This window comes from Pseudomonas sp. NPDC085632, assembly GCF_044541255.1.
In the GTDB taxonomy this organism is placed as follows: Bacteria; Pseudomonadota; Gammaproteobacteria; order Pseudomonadales; family Pseudomonadaceae; genus Aquipseudomonas.
Genome location: NZ_JBITSX010000081.1, coordinates 1 through 10723, shown reverse-complemented (window position 1 = coordinate 10723; position 10723 = coordinate 1). Strand labels below are relative to the sequence as shown.

Below are 10723 nucleotides of genomic sequence, written 5' to 3'. Positions count from 1 at the left end.
CTGTTCGAAATCTAGAAAATTCGGGTTCATAGGCGTCCGTCTTGGGTCGTGTCCCAAATGAGCTTGGGCCGGCCGGTTGTCTATTCGCGCCCTACCTTAAGGGAGAGGCGCGCTGAGGTCGAGATTAAAAATTCAGGTTGCGGGCGAGCGCCATGATGGCACTTGCCGGTCAACGGTATTGGAGGAAGACGTTGTCTCGCCCGAACTGGTCACGCAGCGCCTGAATCAAGGCATCCGCCGGATCAATTCGCCACGTCTCACCAAACTGCAACAAGGTCTTGGCATCCGGGCTGGTGTATTCCATGGTGATCGGGCAAGCGCCACGATGACGCTTGAGCAAATCCCCCAACCAGCGTAGCTGATCGCCCTTCAGATCCTGGGTTTGCAGCTTCAGGCGCAAGCTCTCGGCGAGGTTGGTGCGCGCATCTTCCATGCTCATCACGCGCTTGACCCGCAGCTTCAGGCCGCCGGAGAAGTCGTCATTGCTGACCTCGCCTTCGACGACCACCATCGCGTCAGTCTGCAACAACGACTGCGCCGCATGGAACGACTCGGAAAACAGCGAGGCCTCGATGCGTCCAGAGCGGTCATCCAGGGTGATGAACCCCATCTTGTCGCCCTTCTTGTTCTTCATGACCCGCAGCGCAATGATCATGCCTGCGACGGTCTGGGTATCTCGCGCCGGTTTCAGATCAATGATGCGCTGGCGGGCGAAACGACGGATTTCACCTTCGTATTCATCAATCGGGTGACCGGTCAGGTACAGGCCCAGAGTGTCTTTCTCCCCTTTGAGCCGCTCCTTGAGCGTCAACTCCTTGGCCTTGCGATGGTTGGCGTAAACGTCAGCGTCTTCTTCGACGAAGAGTCCACCGAACAGGTCCGAGTGCCCGCTGTCCTGAGTGCGTGCAGTTTGTTCGGCGGCCTTGATCGCCTCTTCCATGGCCGTCAGCAGCACCGCGCGGTTGCGGTCGATGTTGGCTTGGTAGGCTTTTTGCTCATCGTGGAAGTACGGGCCAAGGCGATCCAGAGCGCCGCTGCGGATCAAACCGTCGAGGGTGCGTTTGTTGATGCGTTTGAGGTCGACCCGTGCGCAGAAATCGAACAGATCCTTGAACGGCCCGTCCTCGCGCGCCTCAGTGATCGCTTCGACAGGCCCCTCGCCCACCCCCTTGATCGCGCCGAGACCATAAATGATGCGGCCTTCGTCGTTCACCGTGAACTTGAACTCCGACGTATTCACATCCGGCGCGTCGAGACGCAGCTTCATGGTGCGAATTTCTTCGATCAAGGTCACGACCTTGTCGGTGTTGTGCATGTCCGCCGACAGTACCGCAGCCATGAACGGCGCCGGGTAGTGGGTCTTCAGCCAGGCAGTCTGGTATGAAACCAGACCGTAAGCGGCAGAGTGAGACTTGTTGAAACCGTAACCGGCGAATTTTTCCACCAGGTCGAAAATGTTACCGGCGAGGTCGGCTTCGATATTGTTGGTCTTGCAACCTTCAATGAAACCACCGCGCTGCTTGGCCATCTCTTCGGGTTTTTTCTTACCCATCGCCCGGCGCAGCATGTCCGCACCACCGAGGGTGTAACCGGCCATGACCTGAGCAATCTGCATCACCTGTTCCTGATACAGAATGATGCCGTAGGTCGGCGCCAATACTGGCTTGAGGCCTTCGTACTGATAGTCGGAGTGCGGATACGCCAGCTCGGCGCGACCGTGCTTACGGTTGATAAAGTCATCAACCATGCCGGACTGCAACGGGCCCGGACGGAACAGGGCCACCAGTGCGATCAAGTCTTCCAGACAGTCGGGCTTGAGCTTTTTGATAAGCTCTTTCATGCCGCGGGATTCAAGCTGGAACACCGCCGTGGTTTCAGCTTTTTGCAACAGCGTGTAAGTCGGCTTGTCGTCGAGCGGGATGAACGCGATGTCCAGCGGCGGCTCGTCGACCTTGGCGCGGTCGCGGTTGATGGTCTTCAGCGCCCAGTCGATCACTGTCAACGTACGCAGACCGAGGAAGTCGAACTTCACCAGACCGGCCGCTTCAACGTCGTCCTTGTCGAACTGGGTTACCAGACCGTCACCGGCCTCGTCGCAATAGATCGGCGAGAAGTCAGTCAGTTTGGTCGGCGCGATAACCACACCACCGGCGTGTTTACCGACGTTACGCACGACGCCTTCGAGCTTGCGCGCCATCTCCCAGATTTCTGCGGCCTCTTCATCGACCTTGATGAAGTCACGCAGGATCTCTTCCTGCTCGTAGGCTTTTTCCAGGGTCATGCCGACTTCGAACGGAATCATCTTCGACAGACGATCCGCCAAACCGTAGGACTTGCCCTGCACCCGCGCCACGTCGCGCACCACAGCCTTGGCGGCCATGGAACCGAAGGTGATGATCTGGCTCACCGCGTTGCGACCGTATTTTTCGGCCACATAATCGATAACGCGGTCACGACCATCCATGCAGAAGTCGACGTCGAAGTCGGGCATCGAGACCCGTTCCGGGTTAAGGAAACGTTCGAACAGCAGGTCGTATTCCAGCGGGTCGAGGTCGGTGATCTTCTGCACATAGGCCACCAGCGAACCGGCACCCGAACCACGGCCCGGACCTACTGGCACGCCGTTGCTTTTGGCCCACTGGATAAAGTCCATAACGATCAGGAAGTAACCGGGGAAGCCCATCTGGATGATGATATCCAGCTCGAAATTCAAGCGATCAACATAGACCTGACGCTTGGCTTCGTAGTCTTCGGTGGTGTCCTTGGGCAGCAGCACCGCCAAGCGCTCTTCGAGACCGTCGAAGGAGACCTTACGGAAATACTCGTCGATGGTCATGCCATCGGGAATCGGGAAGTTGGGCAGAAAGTGCGTGCCCAGTTTCACTTCAATGTTGCAGCGCTTGGCAATCTCGACGGTATTTTCGATGGCGTCGGGAATGTCACTGAACAGCTCGATCATCTCTTCGGCGCTTTTCAGGTATTGCTGATCGCTGTAATTCTTCGAGCGCCGCGGATCGTCGAGGGCACGGCCTTCACCGATGCACACGCGGGTTTCGTGGGCGGCAAAATCTTCCTGCTTGATGAAGCGCACATCGTTGCTCGCCACCAAAGGCGCGCCGAGTTTGTCGGCAAGGGCCACGGCACCGTGCAGTTGCTCTTCATCGTTGGGGCGGTTGGTGCGCTGGATTTCCAGATAGAAACGATCCGGAAACACCGTCATCCACTCGCGCGCCAAGGCTTCGGCTTCCGCCGGGTTGCCACCGATCAGCGCCATGCCGATCTCGCCTTCTTTGGCAGCGGACAGCATGATCAGGCCTTCATTGGCTTCGGCAACCCACTGGCGCTCGATGATGATCATGCCGTTGCGCTGGCCTTCGATGAAGCCGCGCGAGATCAACTCGGTGAGGTTGCGATAGCCCTTGGCGTTCATCACCAACAGGCTGAGCCGGCTCAGCGGTGCGTCCGGGTCTTTGTTCGACAACCACAGGTCGGCGCCGCAAATCGGCTTGATGCCTGCGCCCATGGTGTTTTTATAGAATTTGACCAGAGAACACATGTTGTTCTGGTCGGTGACCGCGACCGCCGGCATGTTCATGGCCGTCAGCGCCTTGACCAGTGGCTTGATCCGCACCAGCCCGTCGACCAGGGAGTATTCAGTGTGCAGGCGTAGATGAACGAATGAAGCCGGCATAGTGATCCTGTCCAGTTACATAGAGACAACAAGGCCCGGATTGTACCGGGCCTCGAACAAAACATCAGCCTTGCGACTAAACCTGCGTCAGACCTTCCAGCGCTTCATAAGCCTGACGCACCGGGGCGAACGAGCGCCGGTGAATCGGCGTCGGACCAAGACGCACCAACGCTTCCAGATGAACGGGCGTCGGGTAGCCTTTATGGCCACCGATGCCGTAACCCGGGTAGATCAATTCGAATGCAGCCATCTCACGGTCGCGGCTGACTTTGGCCAGAATCGACGCCGCAGCAATGGCCGGCACCTTGCCGTCACCCTGCACGACCGCTTCGGCGCGCATCGGCAGTTGCGGGCAGCGGTTGCCGTCGATCATCGCCAGTTTCGGCTGAATGTGCAGGCCGGCCACTGCGCGCTGCATGGCCAACATCGTCGCGTGCAAAATATTCAGTTCGTCGATTTCTTCGACTTCGGCGCGGGCGATGCACCAGCTCAGGGACTTCTCGATGATTTCGTCGTAGAGCTTTTCGCGCTTGGCTTCGGTGAGTTTCTTCGAGTCGTTGAGACCGAGGATCGGCCGGTTCGGATCGAGGATCACCGCCGCCGTCACCACCGCGCCGCACAACGGGCCACGACCGACTTCATCGACACCGGCGACCAGTTCTTCAACTTCGGCGACCAGGGTGAAATCCAGGCCCATCTGCATGCTTGCCTTGCTCATCGTGTCTGACCGATCAGGTTGAGGACGGCGTCCGCCGCCTGATTGGAGGCATCCAGCCGCAGTGTGCGGTGGATCTCGTCGAACCCGCGGGTCTGTTCTTCGCCGCCTTCGATCAGCGGCGACAGGGTCTGCGCCAGCGCTTCGACCGTCGCATCATCCTGCAATAATTCTGGCACCAGCAAACGCTGAGCGAGCAGGTTCGGCAGCGACACATACGGGCTCTTGACCATGCGTTTGAGAATCCAGAACGTCAGTGGTGCCAAGCGGTAAGCGACGACCATTGGCCGCTTGTACAGCAATGCTTCGAGGGTGGCGGTGCCGGAGGCGATCAGCACGGCGTTGCACGCAGCCAGTGCCAGATGGGATTTGCCGTCGAGCAAGGTTACCGGCAGATCACGGCCGGCGAGCAACTCTTCTAGCTGCGCGCGGCGCTCCGGGTTGGCGCACGGGATGACAAAGCGCAAACCCGGGCGCATCGCGCGCAGACGTTCGGCAGTATCGAGGAACAGTGCACCCAGTCGCGACACTTCGCCGCCGCGACTGCCGGGCATCAACGCCACCAGCGGGCCGTCGGGCAAGCCCAGCTCGGCACGCGCCGCAGCGCGATCAGCTTCAAGCGGAATGGTATCGGCCAGGGTATGACCGACGAACCGCACTGGTACGCCCTTCTCTTCGTAGAATCTGGCTTCGAACGGCAGCAGTGTCAGCATCAGATCGCAGCCTTCGCGGATCTTCAGCACACGCTTCTGCCGCCACGCCCACACCGACGGGCTGACGTAATGTACGGTTTTGATCCCGGCCTGACGCAGCTTGAGTTCGATATTGAGGTTGAAGTCCGGCGCGTCGATACCGATGAACACATCCGGTTTCTCGGCGATCAGCGTGGCGATCAGGTCCTTGCGGCGCTTGAGCAACTCGCGCAGGCGCCCGAGCACTTCCACCAGCCCCATGACCGATAAACGCTCCATCGGAAAGTAGGAGGTCAGGCCTTCGGCCTGCATCAACGGGCCGCCGACGCCGATGAACTCGACCGCCGGATGCTGCGCCTTGAGGGCGCGCATAAGACCGGCGCCGAGAATGTCACCGGAAGCTTCACCCGCCACCAGCGCAATACGCAGATTGGCCATGATCAGCGAGTGATGCCGCGAGTCGACGACTGGATGGAGTCGCGGAATATCGCGACTTCCGGGTACTGCGCCGCAGGTTCGGCCAGTTCAGCCAGCGCCTGTTCGACCGTGAGGCCCTGGCGATAGACGGTTTTGTAAGCGCGACGCAGGGTGTGGATCGCGTCTTCGCTGAAACCGCGGCGGCGCATGCCTTCGAAGTTCATGCTGCGTGCTTCGGCCGGGTTGCCGAACACGGTGACGAACGCCGGAACGTCCTTGCCGATCGCGGTGCCCATGCCGGAAAAGCTGTGGGCGCCAATGTGGCAATACTGGTGCACCAGGGTGAACCCGGAGAGGATCGCCCAGTCATCAACGTGCACGTGGCCAGCCAACGCCGTGTTGTTGACCAGAATGCAATGATTGCCGATGACGCTGTCGTGACCGATGTGCGCGTAGGCCATGATCAGGTTGTGATCGCCCAGCGTGGTTTCCGAGCGATCCTGCACGGTGCCACGGTGAATCGTCACGCCTTCGCGGATGACGTTGTGGTCACCGATCACCAGACGGGTTTCTTCACCCTTGTATTTCAGATCAGGCGTGTCTTCGCCTACCGAGGAAAACTGGTAGATGCGATTGTGCTTACCGATGCGGGTTGGGCCTTTGAGGATTACATGCGGCCCGATCACGGTACCCTCGCCGATTTCCACACCTGCGCCGATGATCGACCACGGGCCGACCTCGACGCCATCAGCCAGAACGGCCGACGGATCGATGATTGCGCGAGGGTCAATCAAACTCATAGCTTGCGTTCCGCGCAGATGATTTCAGCGGAGCAGACCGGCTTGCCATCGACCGAAGCCTGGCATTCGAACTTCCAGATCTGACGCTTGCAACTGATGAACTTGGCTTCGAGGATCAACTGATCGCCCGGCAACACCGGCTGGCGGAAGCGCAGCTTGTCGGAGCCGACGAAGTAGTAAAGCGTGCCATCGGCTGGCTTCACGTCGAGCATTTTGAAACCGAGGATCCCGGCAGCCTGAGCCATCGCTTCGATGATCAGCACGCCCGGCATGATTGGATGCGCAGGGAAGTGACCATTGAAGAACGGTTCATTGATGCTGACATTCTTGTAGGCGCGAATGCGCTTGCCTTCAGTGTCCAGTTCCACCACCCGGTCCACCAGCAGGAACGGGTAACGGTGAGGCAGGTATTCGCGAATCTCGTTGATGTCCATCATTTCGGGGGGAAGCCTATGTAAAGATTGGGAGCGCGACTGACGCGCACTCCTCTAGCAAATCAAGGAGGCAGTCTAGAGGCTGTGCACACTTGATATGGAAATGGTATCAGCCATCTGATGAAGCATTGCCGTCAGGGGTCACTTCCCCTACGCGCTTTTCCAGCTGTTTCAAACGTCGCGCGATGTCATCGAGCTGACGGATGCGGGCCGCGCTTTTGCGCCATTCGGCCGCCGGTTGCATGGCTGTACCGGAAGAATAGGCACCCGGCTCGGTAATCGAGTGGGTCACCATGGTCATCCCGGTGAGGAAAACGTTGTCGCAAATATCAATGTGGCCGACCAGACCGACACCACCGGCGAGCATGCAATGCTTGCCGATTTTAGTGCTGCCGGAGATCCCGACGCACGCCGCCATGGCGGTGTGATCACCGACCTGAACGTTGTGGGCGATCTGGATCTGGTTGTCGAGCTTCACGCCATTGCCGATCACGGTATCGGCCAACGCACCACGGTCGATGGCGGTGTTCACGCCAATCTCGACATCGTCGCCGATGGTCACGCCACCGATCTGGGCTATTTTCTGCCAGATGCCTTTCTCGTTGGCGAAACCGAAACCTTCGCCGCCGAGCACGGCACCGGACTGGATAACCACACGCTTGCCGATGCGCACGTCGTGATACAGCGTTACGCGGGGCGCTAGCCAGCCGCCTTCGCCGATTTCACTGCGCGCGCCGATGAAGCAATGCGCGCCCAGTGTCACGTTTGCCGCAATCCGCGCACCGGCCTCGATCACCACGAACGGGCCGATGCTGGCAGCTGGATCAACCATGGCGTCAGGCGCAATGACCGCCGAAGGATGGATACCCGCAGAGGCTTTTGGCTTGGGATCGAACAGATGCGAGATTCGCGCGTAAGCCAGGTAAGGATCCGGCACCACCAACGCATTACCGGCAAATCCTTCGGCATCGGCTTCTTTGAGCAGCAGTGCTGCTGCCTGCGAACCGGCGAGGTATTTGCGATATTGAGGGTTTGCCAGAAAGCTCAACTGAGCTGGGCCAGCCTCTTGCAAAGTGGCTAGCCCAGTAATTTTCGTCTCAGGGTCGCCACGCAGGGTGGCGCCGAGGAACTCGGCCAATTGGCCGAGCTTGATATTCACGGTCATGGGTTACTTCAGCTGATTCATGCGCTCGATAACCTGGCGCGTGATGTCGTACTGAGGTTTGACATCGATCACTGCACCACGCTCGAACACCAGATCAAAACCACCTTTCTTGATGACTTCTTCCACTGCGCTATCCAGCTTCGGCTTCAGTTGCTTGAGCATTTCGCGGTCAGCAACGGCTTTGGCTTCGTTCAGCTCCTTGGACTGGAACTGGAAGTCACGGGCCTTTTGCTTGAATTCCAGCTCCAGACGCTCACGCTCACCCTGCTGCATTTTGTCGCCACCGGCCATCAGACGATCCTGAATACCCTTGGCGCTGCTTTCCAGCGTTTTCAGCTTGGTCAGTTGCGGACCGAACTTCTTCTCGGCATCCACGGCGTATTTCTTCGCAGCGTCGGATTCCAGCAAGGCCATCTGATAGTTCAGAACGGCAATTTTCATGTCGGCAAATGCCGGGCCTGCCACCATCAAGGAGGCCAGGAGAACCAATTGAGTCAACTTACGCACGATGCACTCCTACAAAATCCATTGTCGTTATCTTGGGTCAGACGCTTAGAACGTCTGGCCGAGGGAGAATTGGAACACTTGAGTATCAGCGTCATCCGGTTTCTTGATCGGCATGGCCAATGCGAAGCTCAGAGGACCCAGTGCGGTGACCCAGGTCACGCCCACACCCACGGAACTGGCCATGTTGCTCAGGCTGATGTCGTTGCACTGCGTGTTCGACTTCGAGCCGTTGGCGTTTGTAGTGTCCGAGCACTTGGAGTCAAACACGTTACCGACATCCCAGAATACCGAGGTACGCAGGGAGCGTTGATCTTTCACGAACGGCAGCGGGAACAGAACCTCGACACCACCCTGGATCAGGACGTTACCACCGAACGGCAGTGGATCCTGGTCCGGGTCAGCCAATGTGCCCGGGTTGGTACCACGGCTCGGCGTACTGCGTGGGCCGAGAGTACTGTCCTTGAAACCACGAACCGAGTTGAAACCACCAGCATAGTAGTTTTCATAGAACGGCAAGCCGTCGGTCGAACCATAACCGTCGCCGTAACCCAATTCGGTGTGCAGACGCAGGGTGTAGTTCTCGCTGATCGGCTGGAACAGCTGACCGCGGTAATCCAGTTTGTAGAACGACAGGTCGCTGCCCGGCACAGTGGTTTCCAGTGTAAGGCTCTGGGAACGGCCACGAGTAGGCAGTACGCCTTTGTTCAGGGTCGATTCGGACCAGCCGGCCGAAGCCTTGAAGTTCAGGTACTTGTCGCCTTCCTTGTTAACGAAGTCGAAAATCTCGTCAACGGTGTAGGTACCGGTCTTGATTTCGTCCTGCTGAACCGAGAGACCAAACGTCAGACGCGAAGTCTCGCTGATCGGGTAGCCAACGTTCACACCGGCACCCAGGCTGTCTACCGCATAGCTGGCTACGTCGACGTCGAGGTCTTTATAGTCGGTGGTGCGATAGAACGCGTTGTAACCCAGGCTGACACCATCGGCAGTCCAGTACGGGTCAACGTAGCCAAAGTTGTAGCGGCTCTGGTATTCGCTGCGGGTCAGGCCGATGCTGACACGGTTACCCGTCCCGAGGAAGTTGTTCTGGGTGATCGAACCACCGAGGATCAGACCGGCACTCTGGGCGAAACCGACACTGGCGGTAATCGAACCGGAAGCCTGCTCTTCCACGGCGTAGTTCACGTCAACCTGGTCGTCGACACCTGGCACGGCAGGGGTTTCAACGTTGACTTCTTTAAAGAAGCCCAGACGCTCAAGACGGGTTTTGGATTGGTCGATCAGGTAAGTCGACGCCCAACCGCCTTCCATCTGACGCATTTCACGACGCAGCACTTCGTCCTCGGACTTGGTGTTGCCGCGGAAGTTGATGCGGTTGACGTAGGCACGCTTGCCCGGATCAACGGCGAACAGAATGTCTACAGTGTGATCATCATCGTGCGGTTGAGGTACGCCGTTGACGTTGGCGAAGGTGTAACCCTCGTTACCCAGTCGACGGGTGATCAGCTCGGACGTGGTGGTCATCAGCTTGCGCGAGAACACCTGCCCCTTCTGCACCAGCAGCAGGGATTTGACTTGATCCTCAGGGACTTTCAGATCACCGCTGAGCTTGACGTCACGTACGGTGTACTTCTCGCCTTCGGTGACGTTGACAGTAATGTAGACGTGTTTCTTGTCCGGAGTGATCGACACCTGAGTCGAAGCGATATCCATATTGATATAGCCACGATCCAGGTAGTAGGAACGCAGACGCTCCAGGTCACCGGACAGTTTTTCACGGGCGTACTTGTCATCGTTCTTGAAGAACGACAGCCAGTTGGTGGTCTTCAGTTCGAACAGGTCGGTCAGGTCTTCCTCAGGGAAAACCGTGTTGCCCACCACGTTGATGTGCTGAATCGCCGCAACGGTACCTTCGTTGATCTTCACTTTCAGGCCGACGCGGTTACGCGGTTGCGATACCACTTCGGTATCGACCGTAGCCGAGTAGCGACCTTGCGCGACGTACTGACGTTGCAGTTCGTTACGCACGCCTTCAAGGGTGGCGCGCTGGAAGATCTCGCCTTCGGCCAGACCGGATTGCTTGAGACCTTTCATCAGGTCTTCAGTCGAGATCGCCTTGTTGCCTTCGATTTCGATACTGGCGACCGACGGACGCTCGACGACCGTGATGACCAGAACGTTGCCTTCGCGGCCCAGCTGGATATCTTGAAAGAAACCGGTTTTGAACAACGCACGAGTGGATTCCACCAGGCGACGATCATCCGCCTGCTCACCGACGTTCAACGGCAAGGCACCAAAGACG

Annotated in this window: 8 protein-coding genes; all 8 read right to left on the bottom strand. The window is 58.4% G+C overall.

Going from position 1 to position 10723, the window contains the following annotated elements:
* Nucleotides 1–169: 169 nt before the first annotated feature.
* A complete protein-coding gene (gene dnaE / locus ACIF4X_RS28405; protein WP_397484604.1) occupies nt 170–3691 on the bottom strand; it encodes a DNA polymerase III subunit alpha in 3522 nt (1173 codons plus the stop codon).
* Nucleotides 3692–3767: 76 nt separating this feature from the next.
* A complete protein-coding gene (gene rnhB, locus ACIF4X_RS28400; RefSeq protein WP_007908845.1) occupies nt 3768–4394 on the bottom strand; it encodes a ribonuclease HII in 627 nt (208 codons plus the stop codon).
* Between the two features lie 11 nt (nt 4395–4405).
* Nucleotides 4406–5536, bottom strand: coding sequence for a lipid-A-disaccharide synthase (gene lpxB / locus ACIF4X_RS28395; protein ID WP_397484603.1), 1131 nt, complete (start codon nt 5534–5536; stop codon nt 4406–4408).
* Nucleotides 5537–5538: 2 nt separating this feature from the next.
* Nucleotides 5539–6315, bottom strand: a complete 777-nt coding sequence (lpxA, locus tag ACIF4X_RS28390) for an acyl-ACP--UDP-N-acetylglucosamine O-acyltransferase (RefSeq protein WP_038357910.1) — start codon at nt 6313–6315, stop codon at nt 5539–5541.
* The gene (gene fabZ, locus ACIF4X_RS28385; RefSeq protein ID WP_003222142.1) at nt 6312–6752 is read right to left on the bottom strand and encodes a 3-hydroxyacyl-ACP dehydratase FabZ; all 441 of its coding nucleotides are present in this window, start codon (nt 6750–6752) and stop codon (nt 6312–6314) included. The genes lpxA and fabZ overlap by 4 nt, the downstream gene beginning before the upstream one ends.
* A 106-nt stretch (nt 6753–6858) precedes the next feature.
* Complete coding sequence (lpxD, locus tag ACIF4X_RS28380; protein ID WP_397484602.1) at nt 6859–7914, bottom strand: UDP-3-O-(3-hydroxymyristoyl)glucosamine N-acyltransferase; 1056 nt, start codon at nt 7912–7914, stop codon at nt 6859–6861.
* Between the two features lie 3 nt (nt 7915–7917).
* Complete coding sequence (locus ACIF4X_RS28375; RefSeq protein WP_007908849.1) at nt 7918–8421, bottom strand: OmpH family outer membrane protein; 504 nt, start codon at nt 8419–8421, stop codon at nt 7918–7920.
* A 45-nt stretch (nt 8422–8466) separates the two neighbouring features.
* The coding region (bamA, locus tag ACIF4X_RS28370) for an outer membrane protein assembly factor BamA (RefSeq protein ID WP_397484601.1) at nt 8467–10723 on the bottom strand (2257 nt) is incomplete at its 5' end.